This window comes from Desulfopila inferna (assembly GCF_016919005.1).
Taxonomy (GTDB): domain Bacteria; phylum Desulfobacterota; class Desulfobulbia; order Desulfobulbales; family Desulfocapsaceae; genus Desulfopila_A; species Desulfopila_A inferna.
In genome coordinates, this window is the sequence record NZ_JAFFQE010000005.1 from 15,774 (window position 1) to 40,858 (window position 25,085).

The window sequence follows — 25,085 nt, forward strand, 5'->3', positions numbered from 1 at the left end:
AACATGAGTGAGTTTGAACCTAAAATAGTAGCCTTTTTCTGTAACTGGTGCACATTCACAGCTGCTGATCTGGCAGGTACTTCGCGTCTTTCGTACCCGCCCAACCTAAAGATCATTCGCGTTATGTGCAGTGGTATGGTGGATCCGAAGTATGTCCTCAAATCATTTCTCAACGGCGCCGACGGTGTTCTGATCGGTGGCTGCTGGCCGGGCGACTGTCATTATATAAACGGCAACCTTAAGGCCAGACGCCGGGTTGCCCTGCTTACTGAATTGCTCAGTCAGTACGGCATTGGACCTGACCGTCTCTGGCTTCGCTGGATTGCGGCCAGTGAGGGAACGATGCTCAAGGAAGTAGCCGATCAAATGACGGAGAGGCTCAAAGAACTCGGCCCTAGCCCCCTGAACAGGAAGCAGCAGGAACTTAAACCCAGCCTGAACACGACCAAAGAAATGGTCGCTTGAGAAATGGAGATGCAATAATGGCTAAATTTATAAAATTGTCTTTCAATAAAGGCGAACTCAATACACGTGTATCCGAGCTTTTTTCGGATATGTTGGAAAATAACGCAGTGGATGCTGTACTTGCTCCCATGGCTCAACCACGAAAAGGGGTCATGCAGACTCTGGTAACCTCAAAAGAACATATTCAAAACATAGATCCTTTTGCACCAGTGGTGCCGGTAAATGGTGCCAAAGTTGCTTCCTCGCTGACAGCCAGTCCTTCGGGCAAGAAAATTGCCATGGTGCTTCGCTCCTGTGAAGTACGGGCTCTTATCGAACTGGTCAAACTGAAGCAGGCCAATCTCGACGATGTGCTCCTGGTGGGCATGGACTGTCTCGGCCGATACGAGAACACCGATTTTCTCAAATATCAAGCCGACGGCGGCACCGCAGAGGCCTTCATTGAAAATAGCCTCAACGGAAAAACGGAAGCAGCCGGCAATGATATAGCCGGAGCCTGCAAGATCTGCGAATATCCTTCCCCTGCGAATGTAGATATACACCTTCGTACAATAGGTGCCGGTTCAGGCACACTTTATGTCGAAGCACTCAGTGAAAAGGGAGAGGAAGCGCTCAGTAAGTCAGGTGCCAAATTCGGCGACGCCCCCGGTGGTCTTGATGAAGCGGTAAAGAAGGTTGCCGCCGGACGCACTGAAGCACGGGATGCACTTTTTGCGGCCTATCGTGAAGAGACTGCCACATTTGATGCACTGGAGGATAAACTTGCCGCCTGCATCAACTGCTATAACTGCAGAGTTGCCTGTCCGGTCTGCTACTGTAAAGAATGCGTTTTCGTGACTGATACCTTTCGTCACAAAGGCGAACAGTTCATCGGCTGGGCCAACAGCAACGGCACTTTGAAAATGCCCACTGACACAAGTTTTTATCACCTGACCCGCATGACGCACATTGCCGCTTTCTGTGTCGGTTGCGGACAGTGCACTTCAGCCTGTCCCAATGATATCGAGCTCATGCCGATCTTCAGAACCGCGGCAGAGAAGGCCCAGGCACGCTTTGAGTATGAGGCGGGCAGATCTGTGGATGAACCGCAGCCGCTGTCAGTTTTCGACAGCGATGAACTCATGGAAGTAACAGGTCAGGTTAAATAGGAGAGATATTATGGCAGAAAAGAAGCCGACAGGCACAGTCCTCGTGGCCGGAGCCGGCATCTCTGGAATAAAAGCAGCTATCGAACTGGCGGAAACAGGCTATAAGGTTCTGCTCACGGATGCCTCCACCCAGGTGGGCGGAATCCTGGCAAAGCTTGACTATCAGTTTCCCACCGACCATTGCGGAATGTGTCGGATGCTGCCCATGGTAGGACGTGAGTATTCTTCGGAATACTGTATGCGAAAGAGCCTCTATCATGAGAATATTGAGATCCTCCCGTTTACCGAGGTCGTCAATGTTTCCGGTGATGCAGGAAAATATACAGTGGAGCTGAAAAAAAAGGCGCGGTATGTCAATGCCGAGGTCTGTAATGAGATGGGAAAATGTATTGATGTCTGTCCGGTTGAGGTTGAAGATGAGTTCAATCACGGTCTGACCATGCGCAAGGCCATTTACAAGTCGATTCCCCATAACGTTCCCCAATTGCTTCTCATAGACAAAGATGCATGTACGGAATGCGGTCAGTGTGTTGAAGTCTGTTCAACAAATGCCATCGACCTGAACGCTCAGGATGTTATGGAGACCCGTGAGGTTCACTCCATAATTCTGGCTTCCGGCGTCAAGTTATACAATACCAGAGAATTTGAGGATGCCAAATCATATGCCGTGTCCCCGGATGTTGTCACCTCCCTGGCTTTTGAGCGGATGTTGAGCAGCACCGGCACCTACAATTACGGCACCATAACCCGGCCATCCGACGGTAAGCCCGCCAGAAAAATTGCCTGGATCCAGTGCATGGGGTCACGTAACAGAAGACAGAACAGAGATTACTGCTCCTCGGTGTGCTGCATGTTCGCTCTCAAGGAGGCTGTCCTGGCCAAGGAAAAAGGCGGAACAGATATAGAGGCCACCATTTTTTATATGGATATGCGCACCTTTGGCAAAGGTTTTCAACAGTACCGAGAAAATGCTGTTGATGAGCATGGAGTCAAGCTAATCCGCTGCCGCGTCCAGGAAGTTGTCCGTGAACCCGACGGTAGTCTGCGGATACGCTATTTCGATCCGGACACCAACGAATTTTTTATCGAACATTATGATATCGTGGTCCTCTCCACCGGTCAGATTCCTTTTGCCGACCATAAAAAGTGGGCTGATCTGATCAGCGCTGACCTCAATCCTCTGGGACTTCTGGCGACGGAACCCTACAGTAAAGTAAAAATCGCCAATAAACAGGGGATCTACATGTGCGGTTCACTAATGGGCCTCACAGATATCAGCGAAGCCATGTCCAGCGGCATTGCCGCAGCCGGAGAGGCGACAAACTTTCTCACTACCATAGACGTTGAGACAACACTGGGAGAAAATGTCGCAGAACCCAAAACCGACGATCGCGGCCTGCCAAATGTTGCTGTACTCATTTGCAAATGCGGTGAGTTTGCCGGGGCGGAAGGTTTCGATGCCAAACTCCTGGAAGCTCAACTGACAAAGGTCCATCAAGTCGGTGCCGTCCATGTTATCGAGTCGATCTGCTCGGAAGCAGGTCGGCAAGAGGCCTTGGATATTCTTAGCGAATCCGGCTGCAACCGTCTTCTCATCGGGGCCTGCCAGCCCTATATGTATCGCCGTAAAATAAAAGACCTCGCGAGAAAGGCCGGTTTCAACTCCTCGCTTGTACAGATTTTCGATTTTCTGGGAATTTCCCGCAGAGGTATACATGAAGATGACAAAGCCGCATGGACCCTGAGGGCCATCAAAGCGATCACCTCCGACATCTCCTCGATGAAGGAAAAACCAGCCTTGCACGTACGCTCGATCCCAATAAACCATACTGCGCTGGTGGTAGGTGGCGGTATAGGCGGCATGCAGTCGGCATTGTCGCTGGCTAATCGTGGAGTTCCCGTTCATTTGGTTGAAAAATCTGGTGAACTGGGTGGATTTGCAGGTAATTTCATCGCCTCTACAGTTGATGGCCTGGCCCCGATGGAAATGGCAAAGGACATGAAGCTGAAGGTTTACGAAAATAAGAAAATTACTGTCCATCTCAATGCTCAGGTAGAAAAAACGGAAGGATCGTTAGGCTCTTTTGAATCGAAACTTGTCTACAACGGCAACGGTGAAAATGAATATTTGCATCATGGCGCCGTTATAATGGCGACCGGTGGAAAGGAGGGCGCTACCGAGGAGTACGGTTACGGCCAGTCGGACAACATTATGACCCAGTTCGAATTCAAGCAGGGACTGGAAAACGGCAAGATCGATCTCAGCGAGGCTGAAGATGTTGTAATGATTCAATGTGCCGGCTCACGCGAAAAAGGCAAACGCGAATACTGCAGTCGTATCTGCTGCATGTGGGCTGTTGCCAATGCTCTGAAAATAAAAGAGAAGAATCCGGAAACCAGAGTTTTTGTGCTCTATCGTGATATGATGACATATGGGTTTCTGGAGCAGTATTACACCAAGGCTCGTCTGGCAGGCGTCATATTCGTCAGCTATAGTCCCGATTCCAAACCGCAGGTGGAATTAGTCGAAGGCAAGCCGGTGATAACCTTTAACGAGAGTGTCCTCAATTCTCCGGTAGAGCTTTCCCCCAACTATCTCGTCCTTTCAACCGGGGTGGATCCGGAACCCAGCAACAAAGATCTGGCAAAAGCGTTCAGCCTGGAGTTGAACCATGATGGTTTCTTCAACGAAGCCGACTCCAAGTGGAGACCAATCGAACTCAAGCAGATCGGGACTTTTCTGGCCGGTGCAGCACACTCCCCCATGCCACTTCCCGATGTCATTATGCAGGCGGAAGCGGCCGCTCAGAAGGCGTATACCTATCTTTCCGGAGGCGATCTGCAAACAGCACGGATTACTTCGACAGTGAAAGATTCCCTATGTATTCGCTGTCAGCGCTGCGTGAGTGTTTGTCCCTTTGGGGCACGATCCTACAATGAAATGGAAAATCGTATCGAGGTCGATCCTGCCGGGTGTCAAGGTTGCGGAATGTGTGCCGTAGCCTGCCGCAACAATGCTACAGAGGTCTCCGGTTGGAGCGACAGGCAGTTCATGTCGGTCATTGACTCCACACTTTCGGATGACCTGGAATTTTCCACGGTTAAATAGAGGTAAGCAATGGACATCAAAACAGAATCAATCAAAGATTTATGGAAGGATATTTATAATACCGGTGACCTGCAGCACTGCTTTAACTGCAGTACCTGCCTTTCCGGCTGTCCTGCCTCTTACGGAGATCCACCTCTGCTTGTCCGCAACCTGGCCCGCAAGGTGCTGTTTGGCCTTGAAGAAGAGTTGTTTGAAGAAGACACTCCCTGGGCCTGTGTCAGTTGTTCTCGATGTGAGGAAATGTGCCCCATGGACGTCAAGCCCTTTGAGCTTATTCTTCATATCCGGCAATGGCAGTCGGCCAATGATGAAACACGGGTACCGCCTTCAATAGTGGAAATTTACAAGAGAGGATACACCCAGGCCGTCGGGACCAACGTCGAGACCAGGGAAGCCTTGGGTTTGCCACCACTGCCGATTATCACCAACAACGAGGAACAGCTGAAAATGTTCCGGGAAATGCTCATGAAAACACCGGTGGTAGCAGCCAACGACTATATGTTCGGTGGTTAACCAGCAACTACCTTAAGTTAAAAGGAAAATAAAATGGAATTTTGTCTATTTCTAGGGTGTAACACCCCGGCTGTTCGCCCCGATGTCGAACGCGCCATCAGGGCTTCCATGGAAGAGCTTGATGTCGATCTGGTAGACGCAGATAACTATGTCTGCTGTCCTGCATTCGGCGCCTTTCCATCAACCGACGAGGACTCCTGGCTGGCAACAAGCGGCTGGAATCTTTCCATCGCCGAACAGAAAAAACGAGACATTCTCGTTCAATGCGGTTCCTGCTACAGTTCCCTGAGAATGGGGCGTGAGCATATCATGCATGACGAAGAAAAGAAAAAACGGGTTAACGAACTGCTCGAACCGACGGGGCGGAGCGTCACAGGCAGTACCAGAATCCGCCATGTGTCTGAAGTTCTCTACCGCGAAATCACACCGGAGAAGATATCCGAGAAGATCACCCTCAGTCTGAAAGGATTGCACGGCATCGTTCAATACCCATGCCACACCCTATATCCCAGCGAGGTGGTCGGCTTTGAGGACTCCCCCCGTAAGCCAAAGGGAATGCGGCAATTAGTGGAGGCACTTGGTGCAACAGTAGATTCCTATAGTCGTGAGATGCAATGCTGCGGCGGCGCCGGTGGTTTTATGAAATCTACACCGGAGCAGGCAATTGAATTTGCCAAGAGCAAGTTCGATGCCATTCTCGAGGAGACCAAGGCAGATTTTATCGCGGTCTCCTGCATAACCTGCCTGATGCATATGGAAAATGTACAGAATACGATTAACAAGCAGATCGGCGAAGAGAAGTATAAGATACCGGTTTTCGATTATAACCAACTGCTCGCCCTCTGTCTCGGCAAGGATCCCAAGCAGGTTTCCTCGATCTGCAATGTTCCGCGTGATGCCATCCATAATCATCTGACCAAGGTTGCCGCATAAAGCAGCATCTTTAACTATTCAGCGATACCGTCCCGTCGGGGATTTCTCTGCGGGACGGGTAACCATCATATTCGGAGGAGCTATGCAATTTGGATCCGTTGACGAAATTTTAAAGTTTGCCATCGGCAAAGAGAAGGAGGCGGTTGCCTTTTATACCGATCTCAGCAAAAAAGAATCGATCTCTTCTTTACAACAGACCTTCAGGGAACTGGCGCAGGAAGAGGCCAAGCATGTAAAGCTCCTCACGTCTCTGGGCAAAAACACGGCTGCCATTGCCTCCTATCAGCCCAAGGTTATAGCTGACCTGAAGATCAGCGACTACCTGACTGAAAAAGAATATGAAGAAGGCATGCCTATGGAAGATATTATAGCCCTGGCGATGAAGCGGGAAGAAATGGCTGTCAAACTCTATAAAGATCTGGCGGATAAAACCGCCGACCAGGAACCCCTTGCACTTTTCAGACTGCTGGTCCAGGAAGAATCAGAGCACAAACTCACTTTTGAGAAAATGTACGACGATTATCTTCAGGGTCAGGGAAACTAGCACACCTTCAATTTGCATATTTTCTATTCCAAGAACTGGAGAAAGCCGGCTCTCGGCTTACTCCGGTTCATCCAGGCCAGCTTGTCAATCTTTCAGCTCACCTATAGATCGGACCGATCTACTTTTCTTGGAATTTGTAGTTCCCCGCTTGCCTCAACACCATCCTGAATCGACTAACCACTGCTTCAGATCTCAACAATGTAGATCGAGCTTTTAACCAGCCCATCCTAAACTATTTATTACTAATTGACGAAGTATTATCATACAGATAATATACGCCAAATTTTCAGTTTTACCCTTATTCTCAACTCAATGGAGTTATCTGCTTTATGAAAATTTTGAATCTGGTGCAGAAAATAGGTGGTGGTTTCGGCCTCGTTCTGGTGCTGCTCTTCATCGTATCACTCCTTTCCTGGAGCGGCCTTAGCGGAGTATCTACCGGATTGAATACCTATAATCAATACGTAGAAAACGCCAATCTCAACTTTCAGCTTCAGGCTGACATGCTTGGAGTGCAGATGCATGTGAAGGATTTTATCATAGGTGGTGATGCGGCTTCCGTCGTCGGTTACAATGAATATCTAGCCAAAGTCGAAAAAGGTATGCAGACGGCTCGACAGAAGGCAACAAACCCTCAACAGAAAAAGAATCTCCGCAACATCGCCGAAAAAATAGAAGGTTTCAAAACGGCTTTTCAACATATTGTTTCATTAAAAGAGAGCCGCAACCAATTATTCGACAATAATCTGGCAGTCAGTGGACAAAAAATCGCATCTGACCTTGCTGAGATTATGGATACGGCCCACAATGATCAGGATGAGGTTGCCTCCTACCTTGCCGGCATGGCTCTTCGCAACCTCCTGCTTACCAGGATTAATGTTTTCAATTTTCTTGATTCCAGCGACTTGTCTTCTGCCGAAAAAGTAGAAAAAGAATTAATCGAGTTCGATGAATTTGCCAAAAAAATGACGGTCTTGCTCTTCGATGACGTCAGTCGTGAAAAAGCAGTGCAGTCCAGAGAGGCGGCTAAGGTGTATCTCTCCAATTTCAAAGAACTGGTGAACATCATCCAGCAACGGGACGAGACGGCCAGGGTGGCACTTGAAGAAATTGGTCCGTCCATCGCCGCAAGCTTTTCAGCCCTGACGGAATCCGTACAGCAGGAACAGAATAAACTCGGTCAGGCACTCCAGAAGCGAGCCGATAATTCCAAAACAGCTATTCTTCTGATAGCGGCTGCGGCCCTGGTAATCGGCGGTTTGCTGGCCTGGTTGCTCACCAGAATTATTACCCGCCCTATTCTCAAAACCGCTTCCTACGCAGATGTTATGGCCCAGGGTGATTTTTCCGGAACACTTGATATAGACCAACGGGATGAGATCGGCGAAATGTCACGCTCGCTCAATACCATGACCAAGAAACTTGGAGCGATGCTGAAGGATATCATTCAGGGAATTTCCACCCTCTCCGACAGTTCGGAGGAATTGAAAGAAATTGCAATGGAAATGTCCACCGGGTCAAGAGATACTTCCCGGAAATCCACCACTGTTGCCAGTGCCGCGGAAGAGATGACCACAAATATGAATTCTGTTGCGGCTGCCATGGAAGAAGCCTCCAGCAATATCAGCCTTGTAGCTTCAGCAACCGAAGAGATGTCTTCCACAGTCACGAAAATTTCCGAAGGAGCCGACAGAGCTCGGGAGATAAGCGGTCAGGCCGTTAAACAGTCCGCACTTACTTCTGAAAAAATGGAGGCTCTGGGCACAGCAGCTACAAAAATTGGCCAAATTACAGAAACAATAACAGAAATATCCGAACAGACCAATCTTCTCGCTCTGAATGCCACCATTGAAGCGGCGCGCGCCGGTGAGGCTGGGAAGGGTTTTGCCGTAGTGGCCAATGAAATCAAGGAACTTGCCGGACAGACAGCCAAGGCTACCATTGACATCAGGAATCAGATCGAAAGTGTACAGGGAACCACATCCTCGACCCTTGAGGATATCATGAAGATTTCAAAGATAATCAATGAAATAAATCAAGTCATCAATATCATTGGCACTTCCGTGGACGAGCAGGCTTCGGTCACCGATGAGATTGTCGCAAATATCAGCCAATCATCAGCCGGCATTTCAGAAGTGAATGAAAATGTTGCTCAATCTTCAGTCATGGTAAACAACATCAGTAAGGACATCTCCGCAGTGAATGATGCAGCTTCAGGTTTAACCCGCAGAAGTTCACAGGTTCAGGACAGCGCCAACAACCTCTCTTCCCTGGCCCACCAGCTTGAGGAGATGATCGCCAGATTTAAAGTCTAGAACCCAAAAAAGGGGCTGTAACGCTGTGAGTGTCTTCACCCGCTCAGTCTTTGGGTTACCGCATGCCCTTTTAAATAACATAACTTGTCGAATTGTCATTCCGCTAATTCTGTCGCTTTAAAAACTTCACCAGCAGGCAAGACGTGAATTTCGTGTACGAACGAATTACCTACATATTTGATCCCCTTCACCATGTCTGGGAAAATGCCGGAATGCACAGGAAGATATCGGTTGGACTTGTTCTTTTCTTTCTTGCCGGAGTTATCCTCATCGAGTTGAGAAGACAAGGTGTGCTGCCCCAGGAAATGGCAAACATCGTTCCACAAAACCATTTTTATGCGGTGCATTATGCTTTTACAGTGGTTCTCATACTCGAAGTAATCAGCCTGATTTTTACTTTGCCTTGTTCGTTTTCCCGCTCGGTAGGGAAACAATTTGAAATACTGTCACTTATTTTACTGCGAAATGCCTTTAAAGAGTTGTCGCAACTCCAGGAACCGGTGACTTTCGAAGGCAGCGAAACGGCAATACTCTATATTATTTCGGATGGATTCGGAGCACTGCTTATTTTCGCCCTACTCGGATATTATTATTACATTCAGCCAAAGGCTGCTGAAGACGGCATGAAGTCTACGGATCTATTCAAGTTCGTAGCCGCCAAGAAAGGTATTGCCCTCATTCTGCTGGGGCTTTTCATTTATATGGGCATCAACAGTGCCGTCTTAACATTATCTGGCAGGAAACATACCGACTTTCTATATGATTTCTATACACTGCTTATCTTGACGGACATTTTGGTGGTCCTCATTTCGCAATGTTTCCAGCCCTCCTTTTTTACCGTCTTTCGCAACTCCGGCTATGCTCTTTCCACGCTGCTGATCAGACTGGCTTTGGCAGCCCCGCCATTCTTTAATGTGTTATTGGGATTAGCAGCGGCAGCATTTGCGATTCTGCTGACTATGGTCAGTGGACGTTCTTTTATTTTGAAAAAGAGCAGGGCAGAGATAAAAGATCAGCCCAGGCAGTGAGAGAGTATCTTGATACCAGCGTCTGCTGTCAGACTGCCGAAGTTATCAATAGCTTATCCGCTTGATTTACCGACTGAACGACATCCCGCTTCATCTTCTTCAATTATTTCTTTCTCTTTTTTGGCCTGCTCCCGCCAAAGCTGAACTTTTGGCTGCGCCAGTACATGCTCCATATATTTCCTGGAAACGCCGGAAACTTCTATATTGTAGGTGTTAAAGCGAAAGACAACCGGCGCGAACATGCAGTCGACAATGGAGAACGCCCCGAATAACCAGGAACCTTGGGCGGAATATCTTTGGCGCAGCCACGACCACAGACTGTCTATACGGGATATATCTTTTTGCAGTTCTGCCGATATATCTACTTCTCTATTTGTCGCCCGGCAATTCATCGGCATCTGCTCACGAAGAGCAAAAAAGCCGGAGTGCATTTCGGCACTGCATGATCGAGCGACAGCCCTGGCCTCTGCAGAAGCGGGCCAGCCCCTGCCGTCGAGGTACCGTTCGGATATATATTCACAAATGGCAAGGGAATCCCAGATGACCAGGTCTTTGTCGTGTAAGACCGGGACTTTTCCGGCATCAGTGTATCCGGCAATTTCGGTAGCCGTATTTTGCTGTGACAGGGCAACTCTTACTTCTTCAAAGGATAGGTCATGAACCGCGGGCAGAAGCCAGGCGCGCAAAGACCAGGATGAGTAATTTTTATTGCCGATTATGAGTTTCATAACTTCTCCGGAAAGTTCGATAAGACGTTATACCAAGATATCTGGAATTTCAGAAATAAGAGTAGCACCAATGCCATAAAAAGCATATGCCTTTCTTGCGGATGTTCTCTCTCTGGAATTGCCTCCTCACCTGAAAACTCTATATCGTTCGATAACGATTCTCGAATACATTTGCCCAACAGTAGGATACCAGCAAGAGGCAGGCCTTTTCTGCCATTCCATTATTACGACCGCGTGGTATTTACTTTCACTGCATCAATAAGCTATACTTCAAATAGCTCCAAAACACTTTCCAAATTAAGCCAGGAGGTGGATCATGTTGAATGACCCGTTAAGGAATGTTATGACGCAGGGATATCTGTACGTCGAAGAATATCAAAGCGCCGGCAAGGCCCTTGGAGTTATGCGAGATATGCGCATAAGTTGCGTATTCGTTTTACAGGATAACAAACCATCTGGAATCATTACGGAAAGAAAGATCATGAAAATTGCAGTCAGCGGCTCTGATGTCTGCACCGCAGCTGTCAAAGATGTGATGTCCTCGCCATTGATCTCATTGACACCCGAGCATACCATCGGAGATGCCTGCGCACTGATAGCTGAAAAGGAAATTCGCCATCTGGGCATCGTCGATACCGCGGGCAGACTCAAGGGAACGGTAACCTCGAGCAATATTGTCAACCTCATGGGTTCGGAAAGCTTCTCTTCCACTGCTCTGGTAAGAGATGTGATGTTTCCAAATCTTGTTTTACTTGAGGAAAAATCGAATCTCAAAGAAGCCGGCAGTGCCATTCTCGAAGCACGGAGCTGCTGTGCAATTGTCATGAGTGAAGGATATCCTGTTGGTATTGTGAGTGAAAAAGATGTGGTCCGCTGCCTGGGATTTGGACAAAACATCTCCTCCGTCACCCTTGACAGGGTGATGAGTAAACCCGTAATAGGCGTAGAGGAAAAAGATACCATCGCTCAGGCGATCATAACCCTGCGCAGACACCGAATCCACAGGCTGGTTGTCTACAACGATCAAGGCAGGGTATCAGGCATCCTGGCCCTTAACGGTCTGGTACGAAATATTCATAAAATCCTTCATTAAGACCTGGTGGTCTCACGATAAGCCACCCGCATGGGCATAAACTCCGATTTCGAGAAAGCCCGATCTGCCTCGCTGCGGGTTTTTGACAAGCCTTCGAAATCTACCCATATTGTCAAAGGTCTGCGTAAAAACCTGCACTAATTTTAATTCTTTAGAACACCTCCTTTACGCCGGGCTTAAAACTCTGCAAGCACCCCGAATTATCATATTTCACTTGTATTTTTTTCTATTTCGCTCTATGAAATGACCTTTGTAAGTACACCCTGTTTTCTATGATGACGGGTATAGAGCCCCATCTCCCGCGCCTGGTATCCAGAGCTTTTTATCCAGCCATCTGGGAAATGTAAGGGCAACGGGTTCAGTACATTTACAGGCATACCATAGGGAACATCAATGCCATTTACAGGTGTTATAATAGCCATATCAACTGTATTCTGCTGGACCATCAGTGTACAGTTTTTTGAAGCAGCATCAAAAAAAGTAGGCCCAACTCCTGTGAATATTATCAGGATTGGTGTGGCGCTTCTCTTGTTCAGCGTCTTTCTTCTGATACGGGACGGAGCTCCCATCCCCTTCGATTTTCCACTTCGGGCCTGGCTTTTACTCAGCCTCTCGGGAATCATAGGCTTTTTTATCGGCGATATTTTTCTTTTCAAGGCTCTGGTTGAACTAGGTCCTCGGCTGGCCATGCTGCTCCATAGTCTTGCAGCCCCGACTGCGGCAGTCATAGGCTGGATTTTTCTCGACGAGAAATATCTCCTGCATCAATGGCTGGGTATAGCGGTGACTCTCAGCGGTGTTGCCCTGGTCATTCTCGAAAAAAACGGCAAACCCACTGCCGTGGTCAAGAGAATGCGGCGCAATATTACCATGGCCGGATTACTCTTTGGTTTACTGGCGATGTTGGGACAGGCGTGCGGGATGGTCTTGAGCAAGGCGGGTATGCAAAGCGAGTCCGGATATCTCGATGCCTTCGCAGCCACACAGATACGGGCAATTGCGGCATTTGTCTGCTTCTCACTCTTTTTTACGATTACTCATCGGTGGGTGAGTGTCAAAGACGCCCTATCAAACAGAAAGGCACTGCTATATACCTCGCTGGGTGCTGTCTTGGGGCCATTCCTCGGTGTTTCTCTGGCACTTTTGGCTCTCCACCATTTGTCGACGGGAGTCGCATCAACAATCTTCTCTCTGGTGCCGATATGCATACTCCCCTTTTCTGTTTTTCTCCATAAAGAGCATGTCTCGATTCGAGCGGTGGCAGGTGCCTTTATAGCTATATTTGGTATATTCCTCCTCACCTCCTGAGTACAGAGATATTGAAAAAAAATGCAGCCTTCCCTGCAGAATGACCCTGGCAGACAAGGCGTTCTATCCCTATCACTTACAAGATGTTTCTCATCCAGGAATGGAGAGTTCCATTTTTTTTCTTGTGTTCCCCTTGTTTTTGCAGTAATCTGACTTACTTTTTTATCTAAATCAGATACAGCACGGTGTTTTCGACACCCTTTTTTGCAGTGTACCCTGCTTCTTAGTTGCCGACGAGGATTGTTGCTGATCATAGTCTTAAGGAGCCCTTTAGTTTGAAACTCTTCATAGGTAATCTCCCCTACGATATTACGGAGCCTGAAGTATCAGATCTCTTCAGCGAATATGGCGAAGTCATTAATACCAATCTTATAACCGACCAATTCTCAGGGAGATCTAAAGGCTTTGCCTTCGTCGAAATGTCCTCTCGTGGTGAAGGTCACAAAGCAATGGAGACGCTCAACCGGAGACAGTTCAAACACCGCGAGCTTGTCTGCAAGGAAGCTATTCCACAGAAAAAAGGGAAAAAACGACGTTAGCCTGAAGTTAAGATATTTTAATGCCTGTACTGATCCAGCTCAGCTGGATCGGACACATATTGTCATATCAAAGGATATGACTACATTGTACGTGACATCACGTGCGACCATGCCGCAACCATCTTCAGCGATCTTTTTAGGGAGTCAGAGGGAAACGGCAGTAATAAAATGCCGGTATATTATTATCCGGCAATTGAACAACGGGGGTATCCCCGACAACACAGGAGTACCAGAAATGGCAGAAGGAACAGTAAAGTGGTTTAATGACGCAAAAGGTTTTGGTTTTATTGAGCAGGATGGAGGCCAGGATGTTTTTGTACATCATTCCGCTATTCAGGCAGATGGTTTTAAGTCCCTCGCAGAAGGCGAACGCGTTACCTTTGATGTCGTACAGGGCCAAAAAGGTCCGGCTGCTGAGAATGTAGTCAAAAAGTAAGACAATAAGAGACGGCGGCCGATAGGGTAATCGGTCGCCGTCTCTTTTTGAGTAGTGAATCTTCACTACCGGATTGATTGGCAATATTTACCATCAATCTATTATCCATTGTTTTATCATCAATTAATCGAAAATATAAAGTTTAATATCTGCCGAATCTTTGGGAACAACGTTTCAGGCAAGTTCAATCGGTCGTCAACAGATCTTGCAAATTCTTCAAAAACCGGTTAGATATTCTTATCTTTTTGTATTTGCCTCCAGAGTACCCTTCTTCCACTTGATCGCGCATACTTAGCAGAACATGAAAGATCGGCTCGGACACATTTGCGTGATTCCTATCATTCATGATATCTGGATATCCAACAATTCGCTAGAGAAGTAGTCTTTTCTTCCCTCGTGGTAAATCACCCTCAATTCAGTACACATTTATAATGATCAACGAAAATAACTCTCATTCGATACAGGGCTTTGATTGCCTCGGGCTTGACAAACTTCTCTTGCAGGCTCTTGATAAAAGCGGCTATACAACACCTACCCCTATTCAGTCTGAACTAATACCGCACCTTCTTGCGGGTTGTGATGTGATTGGACAGGCTCAGACGGGAACCGGCAAAACAGCTGCCTTTGCCCTGCCTTTGCTCAACAATCTCATACTCGGCAAGAAAGCAAAAGCCCAGGTCCTTGTCCTGGCCCCGACCCGTGAACTGGCTATACAGGTGAGCCAATCATTTGAAAAATACGGCAAGGCATTGCCCGGTCTTAAGGTAGTGCCCCTCTATGGTGGACAGGAATACTCCAGCCAACTGCGTCACCTCAAAAATGGTGTGCATGTCATTGTCGGCACTCCCGGCCGGGTCATGGATCACATTCGGCGCGGCAGCCTTGTACTCAGCACTATTACCAGTTTTGTTCTCGACGAAGCTGACGAGATGTTGAAAATGGGTTTTCTCGAAGATGTGGAGTGGATTCTTGAACAATTGCCTGTCGAGAAGAATATAGCTCTTTTCTCAGCAACAATGCCCGGCAGCATACGCCGCATTGCCAAAACCCATCTCCATAACCCCGTTGAAATTACCGCACGGAAAAACACCGTCTCTGCTCCCCGGATTCGCCAGCAATACGTAATCACAAATGGCCAGAGAGCTAAAAATATAGCTATTGAGAGGATCCTCGAAGCGGAACAGTTTGACGGCATGCTGATTTTTGTACGCACTAAAGTGAACACCGTCGAACTGGCCGAACGTCTCGCCTCTCTTGGATACAGTTGTGGTCCTCTTAATGGTGACATTCCCCAGAACCAGCGTCTGCGCATGGTGGATCAGCTCAAATCAGGCAAACTCGATATTGTCATAGCCACCGATGTTGCCGCGCGCGGGCTCGATGTCGAAAGGATCAGCCACGTCATCAATTACGATGTTCCTTTTGACAGTGAAGCATACACCCATCGCATCGGCCGTACCGGGCGGGCGGGCAGAAGCGGTAATGCCATACTTTTCCTGCACCCCAGAGAGAAAAGGATGCTGCCTTCAATGGAGCGAGAAACCGGGGGCAAGATTTCGCAGATGACTCTGCCGACAATCTCCGATATTAATGCCCGCAGAATTGAATCATTCAAGGATTCATTAACGGCTTCGCTGAAGGGGGATTGCTCATTTTTCAATGAATTGATCGAGAAATATTGCCTGGACACTGATATTCCCCCACATCAGGTAGCCGCTGCCCTTGCCAAGATGATGCATGAGAAGACACCATTACTATTGCAGGAACAGCCTGATCCGAAACCCTCAAAAGTGAGCATAAAACAAGGCAAGGAAGGATCCACACGAAAAAAAGAAATCCGCCGCAACCCCAAAGATACACAACCAGAATCCGGGATGGAAAGGTATCGTATTGAGCTCGGTGAGACCCATGGTGTCAAGCCCGGAAATATTGTAGGTGCCATCGCTAATGAGGCGGATATCGACAGCCGGCATATCGGTCGCATTTCGATTTTTGACAACTACAGCACTGTCGATTTACCCTATGGCATGCCGCTGGATATACTCAGGGTGTTGCAAAAAACGCGCATCTTTGACAAAACGATGCATATCCACAAGGAAACTATCACTCTGCCGGATCAGGACCAGGGAGAAAATAGAAATAAAAAGAAAAAACCAAAAAAAACATCTGCCACCGGAAAACGTAATAAGGGCGGTACCTTCCATCGCTCTCCGCAAAAATCCATGGCTGGATGAACAGATCCTTCGTTCTTCTGAATAACAGCTCTGACACATTTTTTTAATTCTCTCCAAAGCAGAGCTGCCCCCTCCGGTTTATCAGGAGAAGCTGAATTTCCTTCCGCTTCTCTTGATCTTGTCACGATGATGCATAACTATTGTAATAGTTTAGTCTGCGCCGATATATTTTTATTTCAATCAGCAGACAGTCAATTCGAGATAACTCTTTTGACGGCATTACCCTAAATTGATCCATATCATCCTCAAAGCAGTCGCAATCTGCATAGAATCTAAATGAGTGTAGATCGGGCCGTCTCCATCATCACTCGAGGATTCGAGTGAAACATTTAGGGTTTTCAGTATCGATATTTTCAACTAACTCAAAATTCCCGCTGATGATCTCAAGGAGAAGTGACTATGACGCTGACACCATCAACCATGTTAGAGCTTGGAAAAACAGCTCCGGAATTCAGTCTGCCTTCAGCGGACGGATTTCAGTTCATTCTTGCGGAACGGCATCTGGACAAAGGCCTTCTTGTCATTTTCATGTGTAACCATTGTCCCTATGTTATCCATATCCGCGAAGAACTGGTTTTTAAAATCAGGCAATACCAGGTGCAGGGAATAGAAGTTGTAGCCATCAACAGCAATGATTTCACCCAATTTCCTGATGATAATCCTGAAAGGATGTTGCAAACCGCGCAGGCTTTCGAATTTTCATTTCCTTATCTTGTAGATGAAGACCAGCAGGTTGCCAAAGCATATCGTGCTGCCTGCACTCCCGATTTTTTTCTTTTTGATGCCGACAGAAGACTTGTCTATCGTGGCCAGTTTGATGGAGCCAGACCCGGAAACAGCATCCCCGTAACCGGGGAGGACCTCACCAACGCCGTTTCATCACTGATAGCAGATGAACCTGTGAGTGCCGAACAAAAACCCAGCATGGGATGCAACATCAAATGGAAAGAAGGTAATGCCCCGGATTATTTTGCCTAGCAGGTGTGGTTTTCCAATTAAATAGAGGAGAATCTCAACGGCAGTTGTAGCCTTTCGACCATCAACGATGGATAATCCTGTAATAAGCCCGTCGAAAGTGTCGAAATGGGCTCTGGAAGAAGCATCTGAAACGGTGACTCTGTATACATGGATGCGAGACCGTTTCAGATGTGCAACAACCCGGGTAGGATTTTCCGAGTCCATCGACGAAGTGAATGGCGAGAAAGCACAACGCAGATCAACGCACCTCAACGCATGAACTGCGTACGGCGGATTGACAATTCAGTTTGAAAAAAAACAGAGGATCATAAGAACTTTAACAGGAGGGAAATCCATTTGCGCAGCAATACTAACAGAATATTTTCTTTATTGAGCAGGAACCCGTCCCGGAATGTCGATCCCTGCAAATATTGCGATTGGGGCAAGACTAATTTTGTTTTCCCGGTATCATTGAGATAAAGAATCTGTTCAACCTGCCATCTTTTCATAAACCCCCCTTTACGATGATTTTGTGAGAGGCTATAGCTTAAAGCAGCCTGCATTTTCTACCATAATAACACATTAAAAGATTACAAGTCAAACCGTACAACACCACATATAAAAAATCATTAACGTCATCATACCATATGAAGCATATCTTTCCTCATACACGAAACTATATCTTTTTTGTACAGGACCAGAAGATAAGGACAAGTAGGCAGGAAGGTATCAACAGAAAGCAGGCAGGGAATTCGGCCACGCCGGGTCAGTTATGCTCGACCCAGCGGGTATTGTCATAGAGAAAATGTGGATGAAATCTCGTTTTGTAATTCATTGATGATATCTGATCGATATTATAGCCGAGATATAAATAGTCGATACCCTTGTTGAGACAGAAGTTGATCATGGTGAGTATGTTGAAAATACCAGGGCTGCGACCTGCTTCCGATTCATCGAAGAAGAAATAGACGGCATTGAGCCAGTTGCTGCCGATATCAACAATCCCGTTGCCTATCAGCTTGCCTTCAACCCTATACCTGATTTCAAAGGTTGAGGTTATTTTGTTCAGAAAAAACCCGGAGTAGTAAGCTTCTGCAGTGTTTCCTTCGTGAGGATAGCGGCGGGAGAGGAAGTCTTCGCAGAGTTCCAGTTTTTCCGCGGTTGGACGAATCAATGCTATACTTATATCCACATCCTTATTCCTGCGCCAGATCCGTTTTTGATTTCTGTTCGGTTTAAACAATTTTGGATGGAGCCGTATTGGAACACATGCGTTGCAGTTTCTGCAGTGCATCGCATAAAGAGAATTGCCGTTTCTTCTGTAACCGGCGGCGAGGAACAGTTCCATCATTCTGTCGGAAAGAGGACCGAACAACCCCTGATAAAAGGTTGCCGGATACGGCAGATAATATGGACAACTTACCGTTACGTCGAGAAAATACTTGTCGACCTTTTTTTGTAGTGCGGAAAATTCCCGATTACATTCCTGATCATACTTTGCCATTTTTGCTACCGATATGAAGCTGCAACTCTTGCTGGGGTCTGTATAAGGTTTATTAGAAATACAATATTTCTAGACCAACCCTTGGTCAAGCATCGCATTTACTACATTAACAAATCCGGCAATATTTGCTCCGGCTACATAATTTCCCTTGACACCGTAATTATCTCCTGCCTGCAAACAGGTTGTGTGAATAGCTTTCATTATAATCTTCAGCCGGTTGTCGACCTCGTCCCTGGGCCAGGACAACCGCATCGAATTCTGCGACATCTCAAGCCCGGAAACCGCTACACCGCCGGCATTTGCAGCCTTCCCAGGCCCATAAAGCAGTCTGTTGTCCAGGAAGATATCCACAGCATCTGAAGTGGACGGCATATTCGCTCCCTCACTGATCAGGCGGACACCATTAGCCACCAGATGGGAGGCATCTTTGCCATTAATTTCATTTTCGGTCGCACAGGGGAAGGCGCAGTCCGCCTTGTGATTCCATAGCGGGTTGTAGCTTCGACCGGATTCGACCGGCACGTACACAGCATCTTTGTATTTTTCGGCATACTCACTTATTCTGCCGCGCCTGATGTTTTTTAATAATTTGACAAAGTCAAGCTTCTCACTGTCCAGTCCGGCCTCATCATAAATATACCCCGAGGAATCGGAGAGGGTAACGACCTTACCGCCAAGCTCGAGTATCTTCTCAGTGGTAAACTGCGCGACATTGCCGGAACCGGAGACGAGGCAGACTTTTCCATAAAAGGTTTCACCATTCTCGGCAAGCATTTCCGCAGCAAAATAGACATTGCCGTAACCAGTCGCTTCAGGTCTGATTAGACTGCCTCCCCAGGCCAGGCTTTTACCGGTGAGCACACCGGTGAATTCATTTCTCAATCTTTTGTACATCCCGAAAAGATACCCTATTTCCCTGGCTCCCACACCGATATCGCCGGCCGGCACATCGGTGTTAGGACCGATATGCCTGAACAATTCCGCCATAAAAGACTGACAGAAACGCATCACTTCGTTATCAGACTTACCCTTAGGATCAAAGTCGGATCCGCCCTTGCCGCCTCCCATGTTTAATGTTGTCAGTGAGTTTTTAAAAACCTGCTCGAAGGCGAGAAATTTCATGATCCCCAAATTGACAGAGGGATGAAATCGCAGCCCGCCCTTGTAGGGTCCAAGAGCGCTGTTCATTTCGATACGAAAGCCACGATTGACATGGATCTGGCCCCGATCATCCATCCATGGAACCCGGAAAAGAATAACTCTCTCCGGTTCGGTGATGCGCTGCAGAATCGCCTGCTGTCTATACTCTATATTTCTATCCAGGACAGGCTTTACTGTCTCAATAACCTCTTCAACGGCCTGATGAAACTCACGCTGTTCAGGATCTTTTTCAACAATTCGGCTCATGACCTGATCGTCCATTGCTCACTCCTTCTATCTTGACTAAACATGATGGGTTTGTTATTACGATTTTCACCTCATTGTCATTCTTGAATCGCTCGCTCCGCTTTAATTTTCCAGTCAGAGCAAAGTATACAACAGATCCGGGTGAATACACAAATAATCCATTCCTTATGAAGACGCCCCCTCTCTCTCCTGAAAATAAATAGTTGATACATCCATGTCACTTTGTGGTATAACTATGCAACTTTGATACCCTCTAAAGGCGTTTAGTATAGATGGTCTTGTAAAAAGCTCGATCTACGTCGTTGTAGACCTGAAACGGCAATTCACCGTCCTAGTTTATCGAGTTCAGCCGAAGCTGCGCTTCGTGAAGTCCATCTCTGCAACATTCAATAATATTTTACAGGATCGTCAAGCAGGATAAAGCAGAAAATATTTTATCTCACCCCATTTAACCTTTTGAGCACTCGATTTATGGATAGCAAGCAATTTACCCAAATACGAAAGAAACTCCACAAGACCCAGAAAGAACTGGCACAGCTGATGGGCACCTCTCTGAAAGCCGTCTGCTCCTATGAGCAAGGCTGGCGCTCAATTCCTACTCATGTTGAGAGACAACTTTACTTTCTGCTCTTCAGAAAAGCAGATGCAGAAAATATTCAGAAAAACTGCTGGGATATACTTAATTGTCCGGAAGAAAGAAAGATCCGCTGTCCAGCCTGGGAATTCAGGTCAGGAAAATTCTGCTGGTTTATAAATGGTACAATCTGCGCCTGCCGATCTCAGCAGAACTGGAAGAAAAAAATTGAGATATGTCATGAATGTGAGGTTATGAAACATGTGCTCTCAGAATGTTTCGGCAAAAATCAATGATCCGCTGGTGCAATCTGACTTTAATGAGCAACAATTCTTTTCAGCTTTGTTGCTCTTTAGCCTTCCGGATCCTCTTGAGCCCATTTTGTACAATCTCAAACCTGATACTTTCTAGAGCGCAATACCGGCAATTGCGTGATCGGAAAACATCATTACAGCTGACTAGGAGTGTGTCGGAGAATTGCAATTTTTCCTCAGATTAAGGCGTTTTTAGGAAATCAAGCACAGCCATATACTTAATATCGGAGTCTGCGCTTACCTGTGAGCATTGATTTTCTGAAAACAACGCCAAGATGGGCCGGCAAGCGAAGACTCCGAGAAGTGCTATCTCCGACAGGCTCCTAGAGTATTTGCCAATAATCACCTGCTGGCATAAAGACAATAGAGATTGTCCCCCAAGCTGATCCTGTTCGCGTTCATACAAGAATTACATGGTTCAAAGATATTTTACGAGATCGTCATTTTTGAAGGTGCTGAAGAACAATTTTTAGCATTCGTCGAATAGGTTCGGCGGCCCCCCAAAGCAACTGATCACCGACTGAGAAAGCGGTGAGATATCGGGCACCGATATTCATCTTGCGGATTCTGCCAATGGGTACGCTCAGGGTTCCGGAGGTCTTGGCCGGGGTAAGAACCTCTTCCGATTGCCGGCGTTCGTTCGGAACGACCATAACCCATTCGTTATGGGCTGCGATGATCTCCTCTATCTCCTTGAGATTAAAATCTTTTTTCAATTTTATGGTAAAAGCCTGTGAGTGGCAGCGCATGGTGCCGATACGGACGCACTGACCGTCAACCGGAATTATCGCATCGCCGGACCTGCCAAGAATCTTGTTGGTTTCGCTGATGCCCTTCCATTCTTCTCGGGTCTGACCGTTTTCCATCGGCGAATCAATCCAGGGGACCAGGCTGGCGGCAAGAGGTACCCTCCAGTTGTCACAGGTCAGCGTACCATCATTGAGTTTTTCCGTCACCCGGGTATCTATATCAAGTATGGCCGATGCAGGATTATTTAAAATTGGTGCAACGTCGGTATGCAATTCCCCCATCTGAGTGAGCAGTTCCCGCATGTTCTTGGCTCCGGCTCCGCTGGCAGCCTGGTAGGTCATGGAACTGACCCATTCTATCAGATCATTTTCAAAGAGACCACCAAGTGCCATCATCATCAGAGAGACCGTGCAATTGCCGCCGATGAAGTTTTTCACCCCTTTGTGCAAGCCGGCATCAATCACCGTCCGGTTAACCGGGTCAAGAACGATAATGCTGTCATCTTTCATCCTCAGGGTTGAAGCGGCATCAATCCAGTAGCCGTCCCAGCGGGAGCGCAATTCTTCATAGATGCTGCCGGTATAACCACCCCCCTGACATGATAGAATGATATCCATTTCTGCAAGCAGACTTATATTACCGGCATCCTGCAGTGGTTTACAACCGGAGCCGACATCAGGGCCTTTTTCTCCAACCTGAGAGGTTGTAAAGAAATGAGGCTCAAACCCTTGGAAGTCATGCTCCTTCATCATCCGTTCCATAAGAACGGAGCCAACCATGCCTCTCCAACCTACAAACCCTACATTGAGCATATCAAAACTCCGCTATTGAATGTTATCTTGTAAAAAATTAAGTAACTTAATCTCTGGCAACCCGTCAGACCTTGTATTCACAAGCATCTTCAAAAGAAGGGCCGCTACCCGAAACAGAAGATAAACAGTATACACAAAAATTAATACTATTTCATTGACGATAATTTCCTGGACACGCAAACTTCGTGAAAGCGCTATCGGGCTTTTCACAAGTCCGTCATTAATGACAATACATATTGCCACAACGCTCTCGAATGGCTCGAAAAAAAAACAAGGCCCTCCCCTAAAATCTGCAACGTGGCGGATATCGTTGAAGAGATGAGCCGAAGCCTCCAGCAGCGGATTCCAGGTGCCATGAAAATATAGTGGCGACAAAGCAAAAATATAATTAAATTTTAACAGGCACTTATTAGGTATAACCACATTCCGCAGACCCTGATCAAGTTCACTCGGTGAGACAGGTAGCATGTCTAAATGTCACCTGGTTAAAAAGATACTCTAACAGCAGGACAGGAGAAGGTATGGAACACAGTCACGGCGGGCAATTCAACAATTATAACCGATCCTTTGCCATAGGTGTTCTTCTCAATATTATATTTGTGTTTATTGAAGCAGGTTATGGTTTTGCCGTCGATTCACTCGTCCTCATAGCAGATGCAGGACACAACCTCAGTGACGTAGCCAGCCTGCTGCTGGCCTGGGGAGCCGGACTACTGGCTCGAAAAACAGCTACCGACAGAAGGACCTATGGTTTCCGCAAGGTAACGATCATGGCCTCCCTGATCAGTGCAATACTCCTGCTGATTGCCCTTGGAGGCATTGCCTGGGAGGCCGTCCGCCGTTTCTTCGATCCTCAGCCCGCAGCAGGGTCAACCATTATCATTGTCGCTGCAATCGGAGTCATCATCAACACCGTTACGGCCCTGCTCTTTATAAAAGGCCAGAAACATGATCTCAATATCCGTGGAGCATTTCTTCATATGGCTGCAGATGCTGGAGTGTCTCTGGGAGTTGCGATCGCCGGCGTTATCATCACCCTCAAGGGCTGGCAATGGATCGACCCGCTAGTCAGTCTTGGCATCGTCGCTGTTATCCTGATCGGTACCTGGGGATTACTGCGTGATTCAATCAACTATGCTATAGACGCCGTTCCCAGAAGCATCGACATCCCCGCAGTACGAGAATATCTTCTCAGCTTCGATCGTGTTCTAGATATTCACGACCTGCATGTCTGGCCGCTGAGCACCACCGAAATAGCATTGACAGTTCATCTGGTAGTGGATGATAATAGACTGGATAATCATTTTCTGCGGAATCTTCAGCAAAACCTGCATGATAATTTCGGTATTGAGCATGCCACAATCCAGGTAGAGGCCTCGGATGGCATCATGCTCTCGGGCTGGCCGGTATTAAATACCGATAATTACAGCAGTGGAATAAGTCAGGGTTCAGCTTAAATAAAGGCTGGTTAATCAACATCAAGGAAAAAATGGATACTGAAGAAGCCAGAAAAATTTTTAGCAACGATCGATTTGCCGCACTGGCAGGCATTGAAATAGTTGAGTCGGCAAAGGGTTATTGCAAAACCAGCCTGACTATCGAGGAAAAACACCTCAATGCAGCGAATGTCATTCAGGGAGGTGCCATCTTTACGCTCGCCGACCTTGCCTTTGCCGTGGCCTCCAACAGTCATGGCCAATTGGCTTTGGCAATCAATGTCAACATCTCCTTTCTTCGGGGGAAATCATCAGGCACTCTCTATGCCACCGCCTCGGAAGTCGGTGAACCGAAGCGACTCGGTGCCTACGATGTTTTGGTTACCGATGAAGGGGGGGAGATAATCGCGAGATTCAATGGTATGGTATACCGAATGAAAAAAAATGTTTTGAGGTAGATCTTCTGAGGTTTGTTACTCCGGAACATTAGCCGGTCTTTTCAACTTGGGCATTTCCGGATACCGGTAACTTTTTCCAGTAACTCGCTAAGTTCTTCAAAGCTAAAAGGTTTTTTAAGAATACCGGCGGGTTGAAGCGGTTCGAGCAACTCCCGGTTTGCACTGCCTAAATGGCCGGATGCAATTATCACTTTGACGTCTTTATATGTCTTTTTCAACTGATAAAATGCCTCGATTCCATTCATTCGCGGCATCTGGATATCCATTATAACGCAGGCAATCTGCGGATCGTGCAAACGATATTGTTCCAACGCCTCCACTCCGTTACCGGCGGTTATGACTGAAAGGCCAATATGACTTACCATTGTTTCGGCAATGGTCAGGCAAATATCTTCATCATCAACAATAAGAACAACAGGACGTTCGACCATAAATCTACTTATATAAAAAAACATTGACCATAGCAACAGGGTGATGTCC

The 25,085-nt window shown here is 47.2% G+C and carries 22 protein-coding genes; 17 read left to right on the forward strand and 5 right to left on the reverse strand.

Annotated features, from left to right (window positions below; genetic code table 11):
- Positions 1-3: 3 nt before the first annotated feature.
- The 8 genes from JWG88_RS13095 to JWG88_RS13130 all read left to right on the forward strand — a co-directional run bounded on the left by JWG88_RS13095 (position 4) and on the right by JWG88_RS13130 (position 10,055).
- A complete protein-coding gene (locus JWG88_RS13095; RefSeq protein ID WP_205234239.1) occupies positions 4-465 on the forward strand; it encodes a hydrogenase iron-sulfur subunit in 462 nt (153 codons plus the stop codon).
- Positions 466-482: 17 nt separating this feature from the next.
- Positions 483-1,613: a 4Fe-4S dicluster domain-containing protein gene (locus tag JWG88_RS13100; protein WP_205234240.1), complete on the forward strand. Its 1,131-nt coding sequence runs from the start codon at positions 483-485 to the stop codon at positions 1,611-1,613.
- A 10-nt stretch (positions 1,614-1,623) separates the two neighbouring features.
- Entirely contained in the window at positions 1,624-4,722 is a 3,099-nt protein-coding gene (locus JWG88_RS13105; RefSeq protein ID WP_205234241.1) for a 4Fe-4S binding protein, read from the forward strand.
- Positions 4,723-4,731: 9 nt separating this feature from the next.
- Positions 4,732-5,235 (forward strand): 4Fe-4S dicluster domain-containing protein, encoded by a 504-nt coding sequence (locus tag JWG88_RS13110; protein ID WP_205234242.1) that lies wholly within the window; start codon positions 4,732-4,734, stop codon positions 5,233-5,235.
- A gap of 33 nt (positions 5,236-5,268) precedes the next feature.
- On the forward strand, positions 5,269-6,168 hold the full coding sequence (locus tag JWG88_RS13115) for a CoB--CoM heterodisulfide reductase iron-sulfur subunit B family protein (protein WP_205234243.1): 900 nt from the start codon (positions 5,269-5,271) through the stop codon (positions 6,166-6,168).
- Positions 6,169-6,250: 82 nt separating this feature from the next.
- Complete coding sequence (locus JWG88_RS13120; RefSeq protein WP_205234244.1) at positions 6,251-6,712, forward strand: ferritin family protein; 462 nt, start codon at positions 6,251-6,253, stop codon at positions 6,710-6,712.
- 329 nt (positions 6,713-7,041) lie between these two features.
- The gene (locus JWG88_RS13125) at positions 7,042-9,027 is read left to right on the forward strand and encodes a HAMP domain-containing methyl-accepting chemotaxis protein (RefSeq protein ID WP_205234245.1); all 1,986 of its coding nucleotides are present in this window, start codon (positions 7,042-7,044) and stop codon (positions 9,025-9,027) included.
- 143 nt (positions 9,028-9,170) lie between these two features.
- On the forward strand, positions 9,171-10,055 hold the full coding sequence (locus tag JWG88_RS13130) for a hypothetical protein (protein ID WP_205234246.1): 885 nt from the start codon (positions 9,171-9,173) through the stop codon (positions 10,053-10,055).
- A gap of 53 nt (positions 10,056-10,108) precedes the next feature.
- Here the strand turns inward: JWG88_RS13130 and JWG88_RS13135 are convergent, their stop codons facing one another.
- Complete coding sequence (locus JWG88_RS13135) at positions 10,109-10,783, reverse strand: glutathione S-transferase family protein (protein ID WP_205234247.1); 675 nt, start codon at positions 10,781-10,783, stop codon at positions 10,109-10,111.
- Positions 10,784-11,099: 316 nt separating this feature from the next.
- Here JWG88_RS13135 and JWG88_RS13140 point away from each other — a divergent pair, with 316 nt between their 5' ends.
- The 6 genes from JWG88_RS13140 to JWG88_RS13165 all read left to right on the forward strand — a co-directional run bounded on the left by JWG88_RS13140 (position 11,100) and on the right by JWG88_RS13165 (position 17,371).
- Complete coding sequence (locus tag JWG88_RS13140) at positions 11,100-11,876, forward strand: CBS domain-containing protein (protein ID WP_205234248.1); 777 nt, start codon at positions 11,100-11,102, stop codon at positions 11,874-11,876.
- Positions 11,877-12,269: 393 nt separating this feature from the next.
- A complete protein-coding gene (locus JWG88_RS13145) occupies positions 12,270-13,184 on the forward strand; it encodes a DMT family transporter (RefSeq protein WP_205234249.1) in 915 nt (304 codons plus the stop codon).
- Between the two features lie 275 nt (positions 13,185-13,459).
- Positions 13,460-13,723, forward strand: a complete 264-nt coding sequence (locus tag JWG88_RS13150; RefSeq protein WP_205234250.1) for an RNA recognition motif domain-containing protein — start codon at positions 13,460-13,462, stop codon at positions 13,721-13,723.
- 235 nt (positions 13,724-13,958) lie between these two features.
- Positions 13,959-14,159, forward strand: a complete 201-nt coding sequence (locus JWG88_RS13155) for a cold-shock protein (protein ID WP_205234251.1) — start codon at positions 13,959-13,961, stop codon at positions 14,157-14,159.
- Positions 14,160-14,590: 431 nt separating this feature from the next.
- Positions 14,591-16,393: a DEAD/DEAH box helicase gene (locus JWG88_RS13160; RefSeq protein ID WP_205234252.1), complete on the forward strand. Its 1,803-nt coding sequence runs from the start codon at positions 14,591-14,593 to the stop codon at positions 16,391-16,393.
- Positions 16,394-16,792: 399 nt separating this feature from the next.
- Positions 16,793-17,371: a thioredoxin family protein gene (locus JWG88_RS13165; protein ID WP_205234253.1), complete on the forward strand. Its 579-nt coding sequence runs from the start codon at positions 16,793-16,795 to the stop codon at positions 17,369-17,371.
- Positions 17,372-18,116: 745 nt separating this feature from the next.
- On the opposite strand, the gene JWG88_RS13170 is transcribed toward JWG88_RS13165, so the two are convergent.
- Positions 18,117-18,854 (reverse strand): arginyltransferase, encoded by a 738-nt coding sequence (locus tag JWG88_RS13170; RefSeq protein ID WP_205234254.1) that lies wholly within the window; start codon positions 18,852-18,854, stop codon positions 18,117-18,119.
- A 69-nt stretch (positions 18,855-18,923) separates the two neighbouring features.
- Positions 18,924-20,276, reverse strand: a complete 1,353-nt coding sequence (gdhA, locus tag JWG88_RS13175) for an NADP-specific glutamate dehydrogenase (protein WP_205234255.1) — start codon at positions 20,274-20,276, stop codon at positions 18,924-18,926.
- A gap of 525 nt (positions 20,277-20,801) precedes the next feature.
- On the opposite strand from gdhA, the gene JWG88_RS22075 reads away from it, so the two are divergent.
- Positions 20,802-21,131: a two-CW domain-containing protein gene (locus tag JWG88_RS22075; RefSeq protein WP_337833132.1), complete on the forward strand. Its 330-nt coding sequence runs from the start codon at positions 20,802-20,804 to the stop codon at positions 21,129-21,131.
- A 458-nt stretch (positions 21,132-21,589) separates the two neighbouring features.
- Here JWG88_RS22075 and asd read toward each other — a convergent pair whose 3' ends face one another.
- Positions 21,590-22,711 (reverse strand): aspartate-semialdehyde dehydrogenase, encoded by a 1,122-nt coding sequence (gene asd / locus JWG88_RS13180; protein ID WP_205234256.1) that lies wholly within the window; start codon positions 22,709-22,711, stop codon positions 21,590-21,592.
- A 521-nt stretch (positions 22,712-23,232) separates the two neighbouring features.
- Here asd and JWG88_RS13185 point away from each other — a divergent pair.
- Together JWG88_RS13185 and JWG88_RS13190 are read left to right on the forward strand one after the other, a co-directional pair.
- A complete protein-coding gene (locus tag JWG88_RS13185; protein ID WP_205234257.1) occupies positions 23,233-24,168 on the forward strand; it encodes a cation diffusion facilitator family transporter in 936 nt (311 codons plus the stop codon).
- Positions 24,169-24,200: 32 nt separating this feature from the next.
- The gene (locus tag JWG88_RS13190) at positions 24,201-24,605 is read left to right on the forward strand and encodes a PaaI family thioesterase (protein ID WP_205234258.1); all 405 of its coding nucleotides are present in this window, start codon (positions 24,201-24,203) and stop codon (positions 24,603-24,605) included.
- A 41-nt stretch (positions 24,606-24,646) separates the two neighbouring features.
- Here the strand turns inward: JWG88_RS13190 and JWG88_RS13195 are convergent, their stop codons facing one another.
- A complete protein-coding gene (locus JWG88_RS13195) occupies positions 24,647-25,036 on the reverse strand; it encodes a response regulator (protein ID WP_205234259.1) in 390 nt (129 codons plus the stop codon).
- Positions 25,037-25,085 lie beyond the last annotated feature (49 nt).

Excerpts from the sequence above, each read along its gene's own strand:
- JWG88_RS13095 (WP_205234239.1), top strand. The coding sequence starts at position 4 with ATGAGTGAGTTTGAACCTAAAATAGTAGCCTTTTTCTGTAACTGGTGC.
- JWG88_RS13100 (WP_205234240.1), top strand. The coding sequence starts at position 483 with ATGGCTAAATTTATAAAATTGTCTTTCAATAAAGGCGAACTCAATACA.
- JWG88_RS13105 (WP_205234241.1), top strand. The coding sequence starts at position 1,624 with ATGGCAGAAAAGAAGCCGACAGGCACAGTCCTCGTGGCCGGAGCCGGC.
- JWG88_RS13110 (WP_205234242.1), top strand. The coding sequence starts at position 4,732 with ATGGACATCAAAACAGAATCAATCAAAGATTTATGGAAGGATATTTAT.
- JWG88_RS13115 (WP_205234243.1), top strand. The coding sequence starts at position 5,269 with ATGGAATTTTGTCTATTTCTAGGGTGTAACACCCCGGCTGTTCGCCCC.
- JWG88_RS13120 (WP_205234244.1), top strand. The coding sequence starts at position 6,251 with ATGCAATTTGGATCCGTTGACGAAATTTTAAAGTTTGCCATCGGCAAA.
- JWG88_RS13125 (WP_205234245.1), top strand. The coding sequence starts at position 7,042 with ATGAAAATTTTGAATCTGGTGCAGAAAATAGGTGGTGGTTTCGGCCTC.
- JWG88_RS13135 (WP_205234247.1), bottom strand. The coding sequence starts at position 10,783 with ATGAAACTCATAATCGGCAATAAAAATTACTCATCCTGGTCTTTGCGC.
- JWG88_RS13140 (WP_205234248.1), top strand. The coding sequence starts at position 11,100 with ATGTTGAATGACCCGTTAAGGAATGTTATGACGCAGGGATATCTGTAC.
- JWG88_RS13145 (WP_205234249.1), top strand. The coding sequence starts at position 12,270 with ATGCCATTTACAGGTGTTATAATAGCCATATCAACTGTATTCTGCTGG.
- JWG88_RS13155 (WP_205234251.1), top strand. The coding sequence starts at position 13,959 with ATGGCAGAAGGAACAGTAAAGTGGTTTAATGACGCAAAAGGTTTTGGT.
- JWG88_RS13160 (WP_205234252.1), top strand. The coding sequence starts at position 14,591 with ATGATCAACGAAAATAACTCTCATTCGATACAGGGCTTTGATTGCCTC.
- JWG88_RS13165 (WP_205234253.1), top strand. The coding sequence starts at position 16,793 with ATGACGCTGACACCATCAACCATGTTAGAGCTTGGAAAAACAGCTCCG.
- JWG88_RS13170 (WP_205234254.1), bottom strand. The coding sequence starts at position 18,854 with ATGGCAAAGTATGATCAGGAATGTAATCGGGAATTTTCCGCACTACAA.
- gdhA (WP_205234255.1), bottom strand. The coding sequence starts at position 20,276 with ATGGACGATCAGGTCATGAGCCGAATTGTTGAAAAAGATCCTGAACAG.
- JWG88_RS22075 (WP_337833132.1), top strand. The coding sequence starts at position 20,802 with ATGGGCACCTCTCTGAAAGCCGTCTGCTCCTATGAGCAAGGCTGGCGC.
- asd (WP_205234256.1), bottom strand. The coding sequence starts at position 22,711 with ATGCTCAATGTAGGGTTTGTAGGTTGGAGAGGCATGGTTGGCTCCGTT.
- JWG88_RS13185 (WP_205234257.1), top strand. The coding sequence starts at position 23,233 with ATGGAACACAGTCACGGCGGGCAATTCAACAATTATAACCGATCCTTT.
- JWG88_RS13190 (WP_205234258.1), top strand. The coding sequence starts at position 24,201 with ATGGATACTGAAGAAGCCAGAAAAATTTTTAGCAACGATCGATTTGCC.
- JWG88_RS13195 (WP_205234259.1), bottom strand. The coding sequence starts at position 25,036 with ATGGTCGAACGTCCTGTTGTTCTTATTGTTGATGATGAAGATATTTGC.